This window comes from Congregibacter brevis (genome assembly GCF_045689245.1).
GTDB classification, from domain to species: domain Bacteria; phylum Pseudomonadota; class Gammaproteobacteria; order Pseudomonadales; family Halieaceae; genus Congregibacter; species Congregibacter brevis.
On sequence record NZ_CP136865.1, the window covers coordinates 3,244,745 to 3,262,909 of the forward strand.

Sequence of the window (18,165 nt, forward strand, 5' to 3'; positions counted from 1 at the left end):
TTAGCCCGGCCATCAGTCATGTCAGAAAATGAACACAATACGCCTCTCACTTACCGCGATGCGGGAGTGGATATTGATAAGGGCAACGCGCTCGTAGGGCGAATCCGCGATGCCGTCGACCGCACTCGACGACCCGAAGTCATGGGCGGATTAGGAGGTTTTGGAGCGCTGTGCGCACTGCCCGCGGGGTATCGGGAGCCACTTTTAGTCTCAGGGACAGATGGCGTGGGCACCAAATTACGTTTGGCCATAGAACTCAATCGACATCAACATATTGGCATCGATCTCGTCGCCATGTGTGCCAACGACATCGCCGTGAGCGGTGCTGAACCCCTGTTCTTCCTCGACTACTACGCCACTGGCAAACTCGACCTCGATGTCGCCACTGATGTGGTACGCGGTATCGCCAAAGGCTGTGAGCTGTCTGGCTGTGCTTTAGTCGGAGGTGAAACCGCTGAAATGCCAGGCATGTACAGTGAAGGCGATTACGATCTTGCAGGCTTTTGTGTCGGTGTTGTAGAGCGGGACCAAGTGATCGACGGCAGTGCAGTGGCCGCGGGAGATGCCTTAGTGGCCATCGCGAGTAGCGGGCCTCACGCGAATGGCTATTCGCTGATTCGCAGCGTACTGAAACGAAGTCAAGCCGACCTTGATCAGCCCCTCGAAGAGGGCGGCAAAACGCTGGGAGAGCTTTTACTGGAGCCCACGACGCTGTATTGCAAAGCCCTGCTGGCGCTTCGCGAAACCGTCGATATGCACGCGATGGCTCACATTACGGGAGGCGGCCTCCTCGAAAACCTTCCCCGGGTGCTTCCGGACAACACAACGGCACAAATCGACGCGGCAAGCTGGGAGTGGCCTACGGTATTCACGTGGCTGCAGAAAGCAGGGAACATCGAGCGTACTGAAATGTTTCGGACCTTCAACTGCGGCGTCGGCATGGTGGTATGTCTTCCCAAGGACCAAGTCGAATCTGCTATTGAGACGCTCGCCAGCCACAACCTGGCAGCCTGGCAGATCGGTGACATCGTTGCGGGAGCCGAAGGCATTACCTTCAGCGCATGAGTAGTTCCAGACGCATAGCGATACTGGCGTCTGGCGCGGGCTCGAACATGGTTGCTATCGCTCAGGCTTGCGAACAGGCAGTGATTCCAGCATCTATCGGCCTGATCATCAGTAACGTGCCCGATGCAGGGGTTCTTGTGCGAGCAAAAAACCTGCATCTACACCACTGCTGTATCGATCATCGCCAGTTTGATAACCGGGAAGCCTTCGAGAGAGCGATGCTCCTAAAGTTACGCGAAGCGTCCATCGACTTGGTCGTACTGGCGGGGTTTATGCGAATCCTTACCGATTGTTTTATTCGGGAATATTACGGCTCGCTATTGAACATTCACCCCTCTCTGTTGCCTAAATACCCAGGGCTGAACACACATCAGCGCGCACTAGACGCTGGTGACAGGGAAGCAGGCGCCACTGTGCACTATGTGATTCCGGAATTAGATGCAGGCCCCACTATTGTACAGGGGAAGGTACCGATCCTCCCGGGAGATGACGCCGATAGCCTCGCAGCGCGCGTACAGGTGCAGGAACATGTGATCTACCCTCAAGCTGTACGCTGGTGTTTAGAAAAGAAGGTAGAGCTCCGCGACGGAGAGGTCTGGAAAAATCCGTTGTTCATGGACGACGGGGAGATGAACAACGGGGCACTCAGGAACGACAGGACAGGCGCATGACAATTATGGATAGGGAATCAGGAAGTATGGCGGACCAAAACGCCTTGTCGCCCGCAGCGCACTGTGGGGGGTTCGCCAAAAGAGCCGCCTTCGCGTTAGGACTTGCACTGAGCTTCAGTGTTAGCAGTGCCACAGCCCAGGAAGCTGCCGCTGAGACCCAAAGTCATCGCACACTCACGCCCTACGACGCTGTTTATAAAACGTCCACGTCAGGTCTCAGTATCAAACTTCGTCGCAGCTTGTCCATGGACGACAACGGTGACTGCCGCTTAACCAGTGAGGGCAAGCTGTTGGTCGCCGGCATCAGTGAAGTCAGTGTGTTCACACTGGACGAAGACCAAATTCAGCCACGCTCCTACGTCTATCAACTCAGTGGTCCCGTAAGCCGCCGCCGCGAAGTGCACTTCGACGAGGGCTCCAGCGTGATACGAAGCTTGTACAAGAAAGAGTGGTATGAGTTACCAAAGACGGGAGAAACTCTGGATCGCATGAGCCAGCAGGAGCAATTGCGCTTGTCCCTGCTTAACGATCCTACACCTCGGGAAGATATTCTTTTTCACGTCGCTGATGGACGCAAGGTCAAAGAGTATCGCCTTACCTATCAGGGCGAGGAGCGACTGGAGACCCCCATGGGATGGGTAAACACCCTACATTTTGAACGTGATCACGACGATCCCGAGCGACAGTCCGGCGTGTGGATCGCACCAGAATGGGATTACCTGATGGTGCGCACGGTGCATATCGATAACGGTAAAACCACCGTCGCTAACCTCATTAGCGCAAACCTCTCAGGCACGGCGGTCACGGGCTCCAGCAGCTAATCAGGCCCTAGGAAGGGTGACGCCTGTTTGCCCCTGATACTTGCCGCCGCGATCTTTATAGCTGACCTCACAGACTTCGTCTGACTCAAAAAACAGCATTTGGGCAACGCCCTCATTCGCATAAATTTTCGCTGGCAAAGTCGTTGTATTGGAAAATTCGAGGGTGACATGCCCTTCCCACTCGGGCTCCAGGGGCGTTACATTCACGATGATGCCACAGCGGGCATAGGTCGACTTTCCAAGGCAGATAGTCAGCACATTTCTGGGAATACGGAAGTACTCCACCGTGCGTGCCAAGGCAAAGGAGTTAGGGGGAATGACACAAACGTCGCTACTAATGTTCACAAAGCTGTCATCGTCGAAGGCTTTGGGATCAACAGTGGCGGAATTAATGTTGGTAAACACGCGAAATTCGTCGGCGCAGCGCACATCGTAACCATAACTCGACGTGCCATAGGAAATCACTTTTCCACGATCACCATCATTGCGCACCTGCCCAGCCTCAAAAGGCTCGATCATGCCGTGCTCCGTCGCCATGCGGCGAATCCACTTGTCCGATTTAATACTCATAAGCTGTTCCGTCAGTCGTCGCTGATACTAATGGTGGGAAAATCTTCTGAAGGTTCACTACCCTCCAGGGCATGCTGTAGCGCTAAAGCCGCCCCTGCGAAGGCCTTTGCGGCTTCGCTCGTCGGCTCGGATAGGACAACAGGTGTCCCAGCGTCGGTATTCTCACGGATAACACGATCCAGGGGTAAGCTCGCGAGGAGCTCCACACCGTACTCTTCTGAAATACGTTGACCGCCATCCGCGCCAAAAATTGACTCGCTATGACCACACTGACTGCATGTGTGCATGGACATGTTCTCAATGACGCCAAGCACCGGAACACTGACCTTACGAAACATTTCGATGCCCTTGCGAGCATCGAGCAACGCGATGTCCTGAGGTGTCGTCACGATCACGGCGCCCGAAAGCGCCGCTTTTTGCGATAGCGTCAGTTGGATATCTCCTGTGCCCGGGGGCATATCAATAAGCAAATAGTCCAGCTCACCCCAATTCGTTTGTTCGAGCATCTGTATCAACGCGCCACCTGCCATAGGTCCGCGCCACACCATCGGCGTGCGTTCGCTGGCAAGGTAAGCCATAGACATGCTCTGAAGACCGTGGGCCGAAATAGGGGTCAGCGTTTTTCCATCGCTACTGTCTGGGCGGGTGCCATCCGCCACGCCAAGCATTAGCGCAATGCTCGGACCATAGATATCGGCATCTAGTAGCCCCACTCTCGCACCGTTGGCGCGCAAGGCTAAAGCCAGATTCACCGCGGTGGTGGATTTCCCAACCCCCCCTTTGCCGGAGGCGATCGCGATAATGTGTTTGACTGCTTGCATCGCAGAAACGTTGTCCTGAAATCAGAAAGGCGCCAAGTATAGGTACTGCCCTCGGCGCACTCAATCAATGCAGGTGAAATCGACGGGGCCAATCGCTATGATAGCGCGCCTTTTCTCGCAGATAGTTTCGCAATGAATTCAACACAACGGCGCATACTAGTCACCAGCGCCCTACCCTATGCCAACGGCCCTTTGCATCTGGGGCATATACTTGAGCAGGTACAAACTGACATTTGGGTGCGCTTCCAGCGATCTCGTGGCCACGAGTGTCACTACGTGTGCGCCGATGACGCCCACGGCACGGCGATCATGCTCAGTGCAGAACGTCAGGGCATCACCGCGGAAGAGCAGATCGGAGCGATTCACAAGGACCATCTGTCCGCCTCCAAAGCCTTTGCGATCAGCTTCGACAACTTTTATAGCACCCACTCCGATGAAACTCGCAAATGGTCAGAAACGATCTATTCGCGACTCCAGGCCGCAGGTGCTATCAGCGAGCGCGAAATCACTCAGGCATACGATCCCGAAAAAGGGCTTTTCCTGGCCGATCGGTTCATTAAAGGAACCTGTCCAAAGTGCAAGACACCGGACCAATACGGTGACAATTGTGAGTCCTGTGGTGCAACCTACTCGCCTACAGAACTTATCGATCCCGTGTCGGCGTTGTCAGGTGCAACACCCGTAGAACGAGAATCCCGGCATTTTTTCTTTAAATTGCCGATGTTCACGGAAATGCTCCAGGAATGGATTGCCTCGGGCACCCTTCAAGATGCAGTAGCAAACAAACTCCGTGAGTGGACCGACGGCGAACTTCAGGAATGGGACATCAGCAGGGATGCGCCCTACTTCGGCTTCCGAATTCCCGGCGAAACCGACAAGTACTTTTACGTTTGGCTGGATGCTCCCGTAGGCTACATGGGCAGTTTCCAGAACTACTGCGAACGCACTGGCGTTGCTTTTGATGACTATTGGCAGCAAGGGGGCGGAACGGAGCTTTACCACTTCGTGGGCAAAGACATCATTAACTTCCACGGGCTGTTCTGGCCGGCCATGCTACACGCGGCCGAGTTGAGAACGCCTACCGGCGTATTCGTTCACGGTTTCCTCACAGTGGACGGCACCAAGATGTCCAAAAGCCGAGGCACGTTCATCAATGCCAATCACTATCTAGAGCATCTGGATGCCGAGTACCTGCGCTACTACTTTGCAGCAAAACTTAGTGCGGGCGTCGACGATATTGATCTGAACCTAGAAGACTTCGTACAACGCGTCAATTCAGACGTAGTGGGTAAGGTCGTGAACATCGCGAGCCGCTGCGCTGGCTTCCTGCGAAAAAACTTCGACAACCGCATGTCCGATCATTGCAGCGAACCTGAGCTGCTGGCGACCTTTGCCGAAGCTGGTGATGGAATCGCTAAAGCCTATGAGGATCGAGAGTTCAGCAAAGCCATTCGGTTGATCATGGAGCTGGCGGATCGAGCAAATCAGTACATCGATCAACACAAGCCCTGGGTCATGGCCAAGGAGCCAGACCAAGCGGCCGACGTGCAGCTCGTTTGCTCGACTGGCATCAACTGTTTTCGTCACTTGATGATCTACCTTCAGCCGGTGCTGCCGTTAATGGCAGAACGGGCAGCGAACTATCTGCGCTGTAGTCTTGAGTGGAGCCAGGTGGGTGACCTGCTAGTAGACCATGAGCTGGCGACCTTCGAACCGCTTATGCAGCGTGTCGATCCAAAGCTGGTGACAAAAATGGTAGAGAGCAACCGTGAGGATGTTCCCGTTGAAAAGGCCAATACAAAGAGTACAGCGCCAAAGCCTAAGGACAAACACGGATCGTCGGATGCAGAGCATCTGGATATCCGCGACTTCCAGAAAGTTGATTTACGCATAGCGCGCATCGAGTCAGCAGCCGCGGTTGCAGGTGCCGACAAACTTCTGGCTCTGCAACTGGATCTGGGAGACATGGGCAAACGGCAGGTATTTTCCGGAATCAAAGCCGCTTACGACCCGGCGACACTGGTAGGCCGTCTGACGGTCGTTGTGGCGAACCTGGCTCCGCGAAAAATGCGCTTTGGGGTCTCAGAGGGCATGGTACTGGCCGCAGGCGAGGGTGATAGCGAGATTTATCTGCTGTCGCCAGATAGCGGTGCGACACCCGGGATGCGGATAACCTAGGGGCGAGAGCTCTGGCGTGTAAATTACCCAACGCATTGTTTATTAAGGAAACTCTGCCTACCATGGCGATGTTGAGTCTCTCTTGAGTTGCGTAGGTTTGAGTAGCGTAGGTTTGGACTGCCTAGGTTTATGTAACGCTTGCGGGTCTCGTGAGTTTCTATTTTGCATTCTTGAATGCTTTAGGTGAGGAAATGCTGGCGGATTACTCGCTGCTGCTGATTGGCGCGATTCTGGTGAACAACTTCGTTCTGGTTCAGTTCCTGGGATTGTGCCCGTTCATGGGCGTGTCCAATAAGCTGGAGACGGCTATGGGCATGTCCATGGCCACCACCTTTGTGCTTACTCTAGCCTCCGCCTGCAGCCATCTGACCTATCATTACCTCCTGCTGCCTTTAGGACTTGGCTACCTCAAAACCATTTCGTTTATTTTGGTTATTGCGGTCGTTGTGCAATTCACCGAAATGGTCGTACGCAAATCCAGCCCGCTGTTACACCGGGTACTCGGTGTGTACCTCCCTCTCATTACCACAAACTGTGCAGTACTCGGGGTGGCACTCATCAACACCAACAAGAGTCACAGCTTTATTGAGGCGCTGTTGTATGGATTTGGCGCCGCCTTGGGCTTCTCGCTGGTGCTCATTTTCTTTGCTGCTATGCGCGAGCGTATCGCGGTTGCCGATGTACCTGCACCGTTCTCCGGTGCGGCAATTGGCATGGTGACAGCTGGATTGATGTCCCTCGCATTTATGGGTTTTGCGGGACTCGTATAACGGCATGTCCGAACTTATCAGCAACTACCCGTTCGTCGCTGCCCTACTGGCAATGCTGGGCCTTGGCCTGGTGTTTGGGTCTGTCCTTGGCTTTGCATCTATTCGCTTCCGCGCCGAAGGCAACCCCATTGCCGATCAGATCAATGCAATCTTGCCCCAAACACAGTGCGGACAGTGCGGGTATCCCGGTTGCCGCCCTTATGCGGAAGCTATCGTCGCAGGTGAAGGCATTAACAAATGTCCACCGGGCGGCGAAGCAGGCATTCAGGCCCTTGCTGACTTGCTGGACGTGGAAGCCACACCCCTGGATGCAGAGCACGGTGCCGAAGCTGAAACCACGGTGGCGTTTATTATCGAGGAGGACTGCATCGGCTGTACAAAGTGCATTCAAGCCTGCCCTGTAGACGCCATCCTCGGGGCCGCCAAACAAATGCATACAGTTATTGCCTCGGAGTGTACGGGCTGCGATCTTTGCGTGGATCCCTGCCCTGTTGATTGCATAGAAATGCTCCCCCTCCCAAAAACACTGACAAACTGGCACTGGGATTTGCCGACGGCGGACGTCCGCCCAATGATCATTGCGACAGATGCAAGCGAGGAACGGGCCGCATGAGGCGTGTCTACGACTTCCATGGAGGTATCTATCCACCAGAGCGAAAGACGCTTTCGAACAGCGAAGACATCCGTCGAGCCGCAATCCCATCCCAGCTGATACTACCTTTGGCTCAACACATTGGTCCGTCAGCGAAAGCGATTGTAGAACCCGGGCAAGTGGTTTTAGGTGGCCAACGACTTACCGATCTCAGTGGACTGCCCGTTCATGCGCCCACTTCGGGCGTCATTGCTGCCATCGAGAATCGCCCCATTCCCCACGCGTCGGGAATGATGGGCCCCTGCTTCGTGATTGACTGTGACCACGAAGACCGCTGGGTAAAACTCGAGCCCCTCGACGACTTTCGCAGCGTAGACCCGAGCGCTCTGGTGCAAAAGATTTTTGAAGCGGGTATTGCTGGATTGGGAGGCGCGGGCTTCCCCACGGCTCGAAAGCTTCCGACGGAGCCCAAGAACGCCGTCGAAACACTGATCATCAATGGTACGGAGTGCGAGCCCTACATTACGGCCGATGACTGTCTGATGCGTGAACGTGCCCAGAGCATCATTTCAGGCACAGAGATCCTCGCATACATTTCCCGCCCCAAAGAAATACTCATCGGCATTGAAGATAATAAGCCCGAAGCTATCGCAGCCTTTAAAACCGCACTTGGGGGTCGCAAGGATATAGAGCTCGTAAGCTTTCCTACCAAGTACCCGTCCGGTGGTGAAAAGCAGCTCATAGAGATTTTAACGGGCAAGCAAGTCCCGAGCGGTGGCCTCCCCGTGAGCATCGGCATTCTTTGTCAGAACGTCGGCAGTGCAGTCGCCGTTCACGACGCCATTAAGCACGGCCGTCCTCTGGTTAGTCGCGTCACCACGGTCACAGGTGAGTCCGCGAAAAACCGAGGCAATTTCGAGGTCCTGCTGGGTACGCCCATGGAGGATCTTCTCGCCCAGGCAGACTACGAGGCTGCACCGAGACAACGTCTCATTATGGGCGGCCCCATGATGGGAGTCACACTGAGTGATCACCAATGCCCTGTGGTGAAGACAACCAACTGTCTGTTGGTACCCGGCCCGAAGGAGCTTCCCGAACCCGATCAGGCTTCGGCCTGTATTCGTTGTGGTCTTTGCGCTGAAGCCTGCCCTGCGCGACTACTGCCGCAGCAGCTTTACTGGTTTGCCCGCTCCCAGAACCATGAACGTTTGGAGGAGCATCACCTGTTTGATTGCATCGAATGTGGTGCATGCTCCTACGTATGTCCAAGCCATATTCCGCTGGTGCAGTACTACCGGGCATCCAAAGCAGCTGTGCGGGAGCAAAAAGCCGACAATGCACGCGCTGATCACGCTCGTGTACGCTTTGAAGCGCGACAGGAACGTATGGCGAGAGCGGCGGAAGAAAAAGAAGCCAAACGCGCTGCCCGTAAACGAGCAGCTCTTGCAAAGGCCGCAGATCAAGCTTCTGAGGGCGATCCGATCCAAGCCGCCATTGAGAGAGCGCAGGCGCGCAAGGCGGCTCAGGCCCGAGCTCCAAAGGACGACAACCAAGTACGACAGGAACAACAGGAAAAACTTGCGCGCATCGAGACACGACTGGGCAAAGCCCGAGATAAACTGGCGGCGGACAACGGCAACGACCCTGCCATCACCACCGCCCTTCAAAATGCCGTAGCAACTACCGAAAAAAAGCTTGCCGATCTCCAGAGCGAGCTGGAAAGCGCATGAGTCTCCTCGTCGTGACATCCCCGCATGCTCATGGGCCCATGAGCACCAGCAGCGTCATGAGGACGGTGCTATTGGCAACCCTGCCCGGCGTCATCGCCCTCACTTACTACTTTGGCTTTGGGATCGTAGTGAATATCGTGTTCGGTGGCGCAGTAGCACTGCTCTGCGAAAGCCTTGCGCTGCTTCTGCGCAAGCAGCCCCTAAAGCCCTTTTTGACAGACTACAGCGCCTTGGTTACCTCTACGCTACTGTGTATCGCTCTTCCGCCTTACGCCCCATGGTGGCTGTTGGTCATCGGCGTAGGTTTTTCCATCCTTATCGCAAAGCACCTCTATGGCGGATTGGGCTACAACCCTTTTAACCCGGCGATGGTGGGCTATGTTGTTTTACTGATTTCGTTTCCTCTCCAAATGAGCACCTGGGCCGCCCCATTGGGCGTGGGTGAATCCGTTCCTGGCTTACTAGCGGCGCTAAACGCCTGCTTTAATCCCGGCAGCTTTGATGCTCAAACCATGGCCACACCTCTGGACCTCATGCGTCAAAACAAGGGAATGCTGCTGAGCGATCTGTACGCAGCGAATCCTCAATTCGGAGCCTTTCAGGGAGTAGGCTGGGCGGGAGCGAACGCGGCCTTCCTTCTTGGTGGATTATTTTTACTCTCCAAACGCGTGTTCACCTGGCACGCACCCCTCGCCATGTTACTCGCCTTGAGCCTCTGCGCCCTTGTGTTTTATGACGAGGGAAGCTCCGCAAGCGGAGGCTCACCGCTGTTCCATTTATTTAGCGGCGCAACGATGTTCGGCGCATTTTTTATACTGACGGACCCCGTATCGTCGGCAGTGAGTAATCGCGGGAGACTAATTTTTGGAGCGATGATCGGAGTCCTCATCTACACCATCCGTGTGCGGGGTAACTACCCCGATGCCGTAGCCTTCGCGGTCCTTATCGCAAACTTTGCTGCGCCTTTTATCGATAATTACACCCAACCTAAAGTGTACGGTCAGCGCGGGGGCCCCACGGCGTGAACGAGCTCCATCAGGCAATCACACGCAACAGTCTTCTCCTTGCGGGGTTTGCTGTGCTCACGGCGCTCTTGGTAGCGAGCACCTTTCTGGGAACCAAAGATCGTATCAGCGCTGCGCAGAGAGCGGCGGAAGAAAAAGCCCTGCTCCAAATCATTCCTAGAGCCAGTCACGACAATGCGATGCTTGATGATCGCCTCCTTGCTCCAACTAACGATCCTTTGCTGCAGCTGCGAGAAGACAAGTCTATCTACGTTGCGAGGCGTTCGGGAGTCCCCTCGGCCGTGCTCATCCCCGCAACAGCACCGGACGGATATAGCGGTGAAATAGAGCTCATCGTGGGTGTAAATCGCGACGGATCCGTCGCGGGTGTCCGCGTCCTTCAGCACCGAGAAACACCTGGTCTGGGAGATGCGGTAGACCACAGAAAGTCTAACTGGATCGATAGCTTCAAGGGGCGCTCCCTTGGAAATCCGGAATTGGAAGGCTGGACGGTGCGCAAGGATGGTGGTGAATTCGATCAGTTCACTGGAGCTACCATTACCCCCAGGGCAGTTGTCCAAGCTACCGCCCGGGTTCTGCAGTACGCACGGGAAAACCGAAGCAGTTTGTTCGGGAGAGAGCTCGGCGAAGAGCTAGGTACAGCCTCAAGTGAGCAGGAGCCCACACCATGAGTAAGGCCGACTACGGTGAACTCTCTATAAACGGACTGTGGAAGAATAACCCGGCGATTGTTCAACTGCTGGGACTTTGCCCCCTCCTCGCGGTAACAGGAAGCGTGGTTAATGCACTGGGCCTGGGTATCGCAACGTGCTTTGTACTGATCACTTCCAACACCGCGGTATCATTGATACGCAACGTCACCTCCGATGCGGTGCGACTTCCCACCTTCGTCATGATTATTGCGGCGGCCGTTACCTGTATTGAGCTACTCATGCAGGCCTACAGTTATGAACTCTACGAGATACTCGGAATTTTCTTGCCTTTGATCACCACCAACTGCGTGATCCTTGGCAGAGCGGATGGCTTTGCGCGGAAAAACCCCGTACTCCCTGCCATGTACGACGGCTTCATTATGGGCATTGGTTTTACCCTTATTTTGCTGCTCCTTGGTGCACTGCGGGAGCTTTCTGGAACAGGTGCGATTTTCGCCAACATGGACCTGTTGTTTGGGGCATCAGCTGTAAGCTGGAAAATCGTAGCTTTTGAGAATTATCAGCCGTTTCTTCTCGCGATTTTGCCGCCGGGAGCATTTATCTTTACCGGTTTCATCATCGCACTGAAGAACGTTGTTGATGGCGAAATTGAGCGCAGAGCCCTGGCGAGAGCGGCGCCGGTGGAAACCGGCAGCAAGCGAGTACGAGTTACCGGCACCGTCAGTTAACTGGATCAGTAAGCTACGGTCACTCGGTGGCCATGCGGAGCGTGTCGAGTATTTCGTCCACCGCGGCGTCATCCAAACCCTGATTATCCAATTCACAGCAATAGGTGATGTACAAAAGCAGGGATCCTGCGTAGATATACCACTCTCGAATGGCAGCACCTTCCTCGATCAAAGCCCTGTAAATACCCTCGAAGCTACCCTTCGTACAAGCCTTCCACTGGCTTGCATCGGGCTCGAGCTGCCGAAGATCTTCTGCACCAAAGTCGCCTGAATCCTTGTGTAACTCGCTGACCTCGATACACCCCACACCGTCTCGATCCCCAATCACAATTGCATCTTCGTCCTGCTCCGCCTGCCATTCATCAGGGATTAACATCCCCCAATCTCCAGCTTCAAGTACCCGCATTCGGATTCTCCAGTTGTCGGCTCATCAAAACGGCTGCCTCTGAGCGAGCACCGTTAAGGCCACGATAATAATGTTCTCTTAATCCATCTTTTGTAAATCCGATCGAGCGATACAATGATTGAGCAGGTTCATTGCTCGCTCGCACCTCGAGCATGAGACGAGTTACACCGCCATGAACGAGCCGGTCCGTCGTTGTCTTTAGCAGCAGTCTCGCCACGCCCAATCCCTGCGATGAGGGTTCGACTACAAGATTTAATAGCGTGGCTTCGTCCAACACGCGAGAGCAAGCCGCAAATCCGCAGAGGATATCTTCGCGGGTCGCCACAACAAGTAAACCGCTAGAGCCCAGGAGCCTGATGTAGTTTTCAGCCAAGTTAAAGACTGGGGAGTACGCGCCATCGATTGCAAGAATGGCATCAATGTCGCCCAGCGTGGCCTCGCGAATATTGGCCGTCAAACGCGCAGTGTGTTCCAGACTTCACGCTTAAGCAGCGGCGTCTTCAGCATCTCGCGGGTTGAAGGCACGAAGCGCCTCGCGCAAGGAACACTCAAATCCATGAGCAAAGCCTTGCTCGCATCGCCAAGACTGATCAGCTCAACGCAGGCGTTCTCCTCCAACTGTCGATAAAGAAATCCCTGCAAGGTCGCCGCAGCATCTTCAGACCCTAACCCCAATTGCGCGTTGTCATGAAGGGGCCAGCGAAACTCCGTGACCGCAACCGCATCTTCGTCCACGGCGGGGTGACTCAGCGCGCGGGACATTGCAGAAATGAGCTGAAGCTGATCCTGCGCGAGCGCCTCATCTCCCAGCTCTTCCAGCCACAGCCTCTTCCCAATGATCATTGCCGCCAAACGGAATCGAGGAATCTGAGCCAGCGATGCCGCAGACCTAGCCACGGTTGTACTAGTGTCAGATACAGTCTCTGTTTGAGGCGCCCTTCGCCGCCCTGTGTCCTGCTGCAGGGACTCTCGTAAAGCTTGCGCGGCAGGAGGGGTACCTGCAGATCGTTTGCTTGGCTTGACTGAGGTTGCCGCACCAACTTCACCCATATTGTTAACCGACCCCTGACGAGCCTCCGCAGCCTTAGTAACAATCCGCAGCGCGTACTTTGCTGATACTGCCGCGCCGGGCAACGGCCGACGCGCTACATAAGCGGGAACGCCCATGGCGGCGAGGTAGCGAAGGCGATTGATTTCTTGCGATGCACTCATAGGGGTGATTCTAGCATCGACACGGCGCCATCAGAGTAGGCGCCAGCCATGGCTACTAAAAAAGCGCAGGGCTGAGCGCGCGAACCAACGAATATGCTGCATGCCTTTCTTCGCTGCAAAGCCGCCGTGATGCACGATCCTCATGGTCGGCATAAACACGAGTTGCCCCTCAACCGCCAATCGCCGGGAAAGATCAAAATCTTCGAAGTACATAAAATAGCGCTCATCAAAGCGCCCTACCCCGGCAAAGCTGCCGCCGCGACATAACAAACACGCACCACTAAGTAGCGTGACGGAACCGGGCGCTGAGTGTTCCAAGTCTTGATATTCGTAGCGGGCCAACCTTTCAGAAAAGACCTGCCTGAGCGACGAAAACGGCAAGCCTCGCAATAACAAATCAAAGACAGTTGGATAGCGTTTGCAGAGGTACTCTCGACTACCGTCAGTGCGTTCACAATAGGGATTTAGCGCCACCACCCCCGCATTGGCTTCAAGATATTGGAGCGCCTCGCAAAGGGCTTCGGTCGCGAACTCTACATCCGGGTTCAGTATCAAGAAGTACCGTCCCGGCCGATCTTCGTAAACAAAATTGTGCCCGCCCCCGAAACCCAGGTTTTCATTTGAGTGTCGTACACTCAGATCGACCGCCGGGGCATCCTTAACTTCAAGCTCAGACAAGAGCTGGGCAAGTTGGTCCCGATATTCAGGCTCAGAGCAGTTGTCCAGAATAGTTAAGGCTACCGGCTCTCGCAGCTGACCATGCAGTGCAAATACGCTCGCCATAAGGCTACGCAAGGTGATACGTAACTGATCAAGGCTACTGTTGTGGAGCACTATGGACACACTGAGTGTCGGTGGTATGTGGGCCTCGGTTATCATCGGGCGGATACTAGCAGTTGGACTAGCAAGCTGCATCGACGAGATGCTGGCAATAAGCTATTCATGAGAGAACTACTTTGAGCAAAACCGCACCGCCAAGATCAAAACGCAAATGGGGTTTCGGGCCGGGACTGTTAGTCGCCGCCGCTTTCGTCGGACCGGGAACAATCGCTACGGCCAGCGCCTCCGGCGCGGGCTATGGATACGCGTTGTTATGGGCGCTTCTATTCTCCGTGGTTGCAACTATGGCACTGCAGGAAATGAGCGTCCGGCAAGCGATTGTGACGGGCAAGGGCCTGGCAACCACCCTGCGAGAGGCTCTTGCAGGTCGATGGCTCGGCCGCGGCGCAATAGTTCTTGTCATTGCTGCGATCGGCCTGGGCAATGCGGCTTACGAGTCTGGAAACATCGCTGGAGCTGCGCTTGCACTGGAGAGCATCTCCGCCATAAACACGAGCACCTGGGCCTTGTTCATTGGGGGCGCTTCAGCAGCCTTGCTGTTCTTACCCGCTTACCGTCAACTCGAACGCGTACTCATTGCCCTCGTATTACTCATGAGCGCCGTATTTGTTGCCAGTGCGCTACTCCTCAGCCCCGACTGGTCATCCCTTATACAAGGCTTCCGCCCACAACTGCCTGAGGCGTCGCTAACCATGGTGATCGCTCTCATTGGCACAACGGTGGTTCCCTACAACCTCTTTCTTCAAGCGAACGCCGCACGAGAACACTGGGCTGACGAACCAGATCGAGTCCAAGCTTTGTCATCCGCGAGGATCGACACGGCGCTATCGGTTTCTCTCGGAGGACTGGTTACCCTTGCTATAGTCAGCGCTGCGGCGATGACGTTTTTTGCTCAGGGTCTGGCCTTTGCCCCGGAGAAGATCACCACACAGCTGGAGCCAGTTCTAGGTCCAGCGGGCCGTTACGTATTTGCCGCAGGCCTTTGCGCGGCGGGCCTGACGAGTGCCATCACCGCGCCATTGGCCGCAGCTTATGCCGTGTGCGGTGCTTTGGGTTTACCGGACACTTTACGCGGCACGGCATTCAGACTAATCGCGCTGAGCGTAGTCCTCACGGGCACCGTATTTGCCGCTACCGGCGCGCGCCCCCTGAGTCTCATCGTATTCGCACAGGCGGCCAACGGTCTGCTGCTCCCTATAATCGCGATAGTACTGCTGTGGCTGATGAACAGGCGCGAGTTGCTCGGTGACGCTGCCAATAGTTGGAGAAGCAACCTTCTGGGTGTCCTTGTCGTTGGGGTTACGGTGGGCTTGGGGGCAAACAAGTTACTGGGCTTGCTCAGCTAGTGGGTCTCACCGCAGGAAAAGTTTGTGTAAAAAATTACAAAAACGCGCTATCGCCATGTTATTTATGATTTTTTCTATGATTCACCTAGGATTGTGGTAGCCTGTGTAGCGTAACTGAGCCCTGTCGGTATAGAGTAGACAGGCATCAGGTAGCCTAACCAGCGGGAGTGGGAGCGGTCCGGTACCGCCGAAGAGCGGCTCGGCCATCCCCAAAGGGGACGATAATGATTAAGGGCCTTCGCACACTGTGCAGCCGAAGGGGCGCCGTAGGCGTCGTCAAGAGCACTATCATGGGCACTATTGTGGGCACTATGCTCGCAGTTTTAAGCGCCTGCGGTGGAGGCGGTGGTAGCGACGGCGGCGGTGGCTTTCTACCCGGCGACGGCGATAACGACGTCACTACTTACACGATTACGCTCACAACCGTTGATCCCGCCGGCAATCCTACAACCGTAGTTAGCGAGACCTTCCCTGCCACACTGCGCATCGAGGTTCGAGAGAACACTGTCGATGCCGCTGCCGTGAGTGGACTGGTGGTTCTTGCAACGGCAGATTTCGCCGTAATCTCTCCTACAAACGGACAGGCACTCACGAATGCCGACGGTATTGCGGAGTTAGAGATTCAGGCCGGAGGGACCCTCGGCGCTGACACGATTACCGTCACCGCCGAAAGCCCCGGAGGCACAGTAACCGCAACCATCGGCGTTGAAATCTCCGGCGCGGGACTTAGCCTCGGGTATTTTGAAGGCACATCGTTTATTGCAGGTCAGATCGGCCTCAGCAGTGACAGCCTCGCGTTCCGCGGCAGCGCTGTCGCCAGATTGGCAGTGGTTGATGAGGCAGGAACGCCATCCAGTGCCGTTCAGCTCATTCGCTTGTCCAGTGCGTGTTCACTGAGCGGGCTGGCGTCATTTCGCGCCATTGGCGACACCGGAACGGGCACCAACACGCTGACCATCGAAACTCTCGACGGCCTTGCCAGCGCAGAGTATCTGGCAGGAAGCTGTGAAACGAGCGACGATCTAACAGCGACACTAGTTGATGGCGATTCAACAGCCACTGCTAGCGTGACTATTGCCGGCCGTGATGCAAACTTTATTGGTTATGTATCCACGGAGCCTACCGAGGGTGGCGACACTAACGGACGCACAATCATCGCACTCAAAAACACCGGCGGCCCCGGTCGGCCAGAGGTCGCATCAGTCACCTTTGAAGTATTGGAAGAAGCTGTCGTTCTTGAAGCCGGCGATCCGGCACCGGGCGAGCCAGGTTACCTGGACCTCGAAAAACGTACTCCGCTTGCGGGCGTTACAGTCAACTTTGCCTTAACTAATGCCCTAGGCGGGATAACCCTTTTAAACACTTCAGGGGTCACAAACAGCCAGGGACTGGTTGTTGTTGACGTAAGTGCGGGCAACGTCGCGACTTCCACTGTCGTGACAGCAAGCTTTGATACGAGTCAGAACCAGCAGCAGGCTGCATCGTCAAACCAAATCGTCATCAGCACGGGCCTCCCCCAGCAAAACGGTATCAGCGTTTCTGCCAGCCAGTTTCATGTACCGGGAGCCCGGGATATTGATGGCGTAGAGTCCACTATTACAGTGCGCCTTGTGGATCGCTTCGGTAACCCCGTCGCCGATGGCACCAGCGTAGTGTTCACCACAGAATATGGGGCCATCGACACGTCTTGCCTGACGGGCACCAGCAACGGCGAACGAGCAGACCCGGCAACTCCAGCCGTAGGGACCTGCAGTGTGCTTTGGACCAGCCAGGCGCCGCGCTTCCCCGTCTTTAATCAGGACCTTGTTCAAACGACTGTAGATGACGGAAGCTACGACTGCCCTTCCCATACGGGCTCCTTCGGGCCCTGCCCCAACGACCTGGGTGCGATTCGCGGACTGAGAAGCACAGTAACAATCACCGTGGTAGGGGAGGAGTTCTTTGTAGATGGCAACGGTAATGGCGTCTACGACGAGGGCGAATCTTTCGAGAACCTGCCCGAAGCGTTTACCGATCACAACGAAGATGGCGTGTACACGCCCTTCGCTGGCCCGCAATGCCCCAGCCCCAGCCCAGAAGAGAACTGCATAGCAGCAGGCTCTTCTGAAGAGTTCATCGATTTCAATGGCGATGGCGTTTACAGCGAGAACGTAGACCCAAACACAGGCGAAGGTGTTTACAACGGCAGCCTATGCCCTCCCGAGGGTGATGGTGTTTTCTGTAGCAGAGAGTTATTGAATGTCCGCGCGTCTGTAGTACTAACTCTGACGGCGTCTGCACAGAATCTTCAGGTATTGGCGGGTAAGACACCCGACAATCCCAGAGTTGCCACTACGATCCTGCAAGAAGGATCGCTATATGAAATCTACGTTGCGGACGTCTATAACAACGCCCCTGGCGCCGGAACGACGCTAACGTTCCGCGCGGATCAGGATTGCGCGATAGTGTTCCCTGAGAGCACGGACAGCCTCACCCTGACCGTACCAGACCTTGTCGGGCAGTCTGGAGCGTTCACTACCTCTCTTAGGATTAACGGTACAGGTATCCCCGGCGGAGGACGCATAACCGTTCTGGCACAGGATATTGGTGGCGCGACCTCTCAGATTGGCAGCTTTGGATGCAGTACGGTTTGCTCGGATGACCCAGACCCCACTGATCCAAACACGTGCAATGAGACCATTCCATAAAGGAGGGCTTCGAGAAATCGTTAGACTCACGTTTATCGTCTAGCGCGGAG

The 18,165-nt window shown here is 55.3% G+C and carries 18 protein-coding genes; 12 read left to right on the top strand and 6 right to left on the bottom strand.

Annotation, left to right across the window (positions count from 1 at the left end; genetic code table 11):
* Positions 1-18: 18 nt before the first annotated feature.
* Genes purM through R0137_RS14375 form a run of 3 tightly spaced genes read left to right on the top strand, consistent with a single transcriptional unit; the run spans position 19 to position 2,557 of the window.
* Entirely contained in the window at positions 19-1,065 is a 1,047-nt protein-coding gene (gene purM, locus R0137_RS14365; RefSeq protein WP_407327092.1) for a phosphoribosylformylglycinamidine cyclo-ligase, read from the top strand.
* Positions 1,062-1,736 (top strand): phosphoribosylglycinamide formyltransferase, encoded by a 675-nt coding sequence (gene purN, locus R0137_RS14370; RefSeq protein ID WP_407327093.1) that lies wholly within the window; start codon positions 1,062-1,064, stop codon positions 1,734-1,736. Before purM ends, purN begins: the two co-directional genes overlap by 4 nt.
* On the top strand, positions 1,733-2,557 hold the full coding sequence (locus R0137_RS14375; RefSeq protein WP_407327094.1) for a DUF3108 domain-containing protein: 825 nt from the start codon (positions 1,733-1,735) through the stop codon (positions 2,555-2,557). The genes purN and R0137_RS14375 overlap by 4 nt, the downstream gene beginning before the upstream one ends.
* Here the strand turns inward: R0137_RS14375 and dcd are convergent, their stop codons facing one another.
* Entirely contained in the window at positions 2,558-3,127 is a 570-nt protein-coding gene (gene dcd, locus R0137_RS14380; RefSeq protein WP_405271280.1) for a dCTP deaminase, read from the bottom strand.
* 11 nt (positions 3,128-3,138) lie between these two features.
* Positions 3,139-3,948 carry an iron-sulfur cluster carrier protein ApbC gene (apbC, locus tag R0137_RS14385; RefSeq protein ID WP_407327095.1) on the bottom strand — a complete coding sequence of 270 codons (810 nt, stop codon included), beginning with the start codon at positions 3,946-3,948 and terminating at the stop codon, positions 3,139-3,141.
* 132 nt (positions 3,949-4,080) lie between these two features.
* Between apbC and metG the strand changes: the two genes are divergently transcribed.
* From metG to R0137_RS14420, 7 genes are all read left to right on the top strand, one after another.
* On the top strand, positions 4,081-6,126 hold the full coding sequence (metG, locus tag R0137_RS14390; RefSeq protein ID WP_407327096.1) for a methionine--tRNA ligase: 2,046 nt from the start codon (positions 4,081-4,083) through the stop codon (positions 6,124-6,126).
* Positions 6,127-6,317: 191 nt separating this feature from the next.
* Entirely contained in the window at positions 6,318-6,896 is a 579-nt protein-coding gene (rsxA, locus tag R0137_RS14395) for an electron transport complex subunit RsxA (protein ID WP_407330028.1), read from the top strand.
* A gap of 4 nt (positions 6,897-6,900) precedes the next feature.
* Complete coding sequence (gene rsxB, locus R0137_RS14400; protein ID WP_407327097.1) at positions 6,901-7,509, top strand: electron transport complex subunit RsxB; 609 nt, start codon at positions 6,901-6,903, stop codon at positions 7,507-7,509.
* Positions 7,506-9,218: an electron transport complex subunit RsxC gene (rsxC, locus tag R0137_RS14405; protein WP_407327098.1), complete on the top strand. Its 1,713-nt coding sequence runs from the start codon at positions 7,506-7,508 to the stop codon at positions 9,216-9,218. The genes rsxB and rsxC overlap by 4 nt, the downstream gene beginning before the upstream one ends.
* Positions 9,215-10,243 carry an electron transport complex subunit RsxD gene (gene rsxD / locus R0137_RS14410; protein ID WP_407327099.1) on the top strand — a complete coding sequence of 343 codons (1,029 nt, stop codon included), beginning with the start codon at positions 9,215-9,217 and terminating at the stop codon, positions 10,241-10,243. Before rsxC ends, rsxD begins: the two co-directional genes overlap by 4 nt.
* Positions 10,240-10,914 (top strand): electron transport complex subunit RsxG, encoded by a 675-nt coding sequence (rsxG, locus tag R0137_RS14415; protein ID WP_407327100.1) that lies wholly within the window; start codon positions 10,240-10,242, stop codon positions 10,912-10,914. The genes rsxD and rsxG overlap by 4 nt, the downstream gene beginning before the upstream one ends.
* Positions 10,911-11,624 carry an electron transport complex subunit E gene (locus R0137_RS14420; RefSeq protein WP_407327101.1) on the top strand — a complete coding sequence of 238 codons (714 nt, stop codon included), beginning with the start codon at positions 10,911-10,913 and terminating at the stop codon, positions 11,622-11,624. The genes rsxG and R0137_RS14420 overlap by 4 nt, the downstream gene beginning before the upstream one ends.
* A 19-nt stretch (positions 11,625-11,643) precedes the next feature.
* Here R0137_RS14420 and R0137_RS14425 read toward each other — a convergent pair whose 3' ends face one another.
* Genes R0137_RS14425 through R0137_RS14440 form a run of 4 tightly spaced genes read right to left on the bottom strand, consistent with a single transcriptional unit; the run spans position 11,644 to position 14,121 of the window.
* The gene (locus tag R0137_RS14425) at positions 11,644-12,030 is read right to left on the bottom strand and encodes a hypothetical protein (RefSeq protein WP_407327102.1); all 387 of its coding nucleotides are present in this window, start codon (positions 12,028-12,030) and stop codon (positions 11,644-11,646) included.
* Positions 12,017-12,487 (bottom strand): GNAT family N-acetyltransferase, encoded by a 471-nt coding sequence (locus R0137_RS14430; protein ID WP_407327103.1) that lies wholly within the window; start codon positions 12,485-12,487, stop codon positions 12,017-12,019. Before R0137_RS14430 ends, R0137_RS14425 begins: the two co-directional genes overlap by 14 nt.
* Positions 12,484-13,242 carry a hypothetical protein gene (locus R0137_RS14435; protein WP_407327104.1) on the bottom strand — a complete coding sequence of 253 codons (759 nt, stop codon included), beginning with the start codon at positions 13,240-13,242 and terminating at the stop codon, positions 12,484-12,486. The genes R0137_RS14430 and R0137_RS14435 overlap by 4 nt, the downstream gene beginning before the upstream one ends.
* 30 nt (positions 13,243-13,272) lie before the next feature.
* On the bottom strand, positions 13,273-14,121 hold the full coding sequence (locus tag R0137_RS14440) for a glycosyltransferase (RefSeq protein ID WP_407327105.1): 849 nt from the start codon (positions 14,119-14,121) through the stop codon (positions 13,273-13,275).
* A gap of 77 nt (positions 14,122-14,198) precedes the next feature.
* On the opposite strand from R0137_RS14440, the gene R0137_RS14445 reads away from it, so the two are divergent.
* The gene (locus R0137_RS14445; RefSeq protein WP_407327106.1) at positions 14,199-15,428 is read left to right on the top strand and encodes an Nramp family divalent metal transporter; all 1,230 of its coding nucleotides are present in this window, start codon (positions 14,199-14,201) and stop codon (positions 15,426-15,428) included.
* A 224-nt stretch (positions 15,429-15,652) separates the two neighbouring features.
* Positions 15,653-18,115: a hypothetical protein gene (locus R0137_RS14450; RefSeq protein WP_407327107.1), complete on the top strand. Its 2,463-nt coding sequence runs from the start codon at positions 15,653-15,655 to the stop codon at positions 18,113-18,115.
* Positions 18,116-18,165 lie beyond the last annotated feature (50 nt).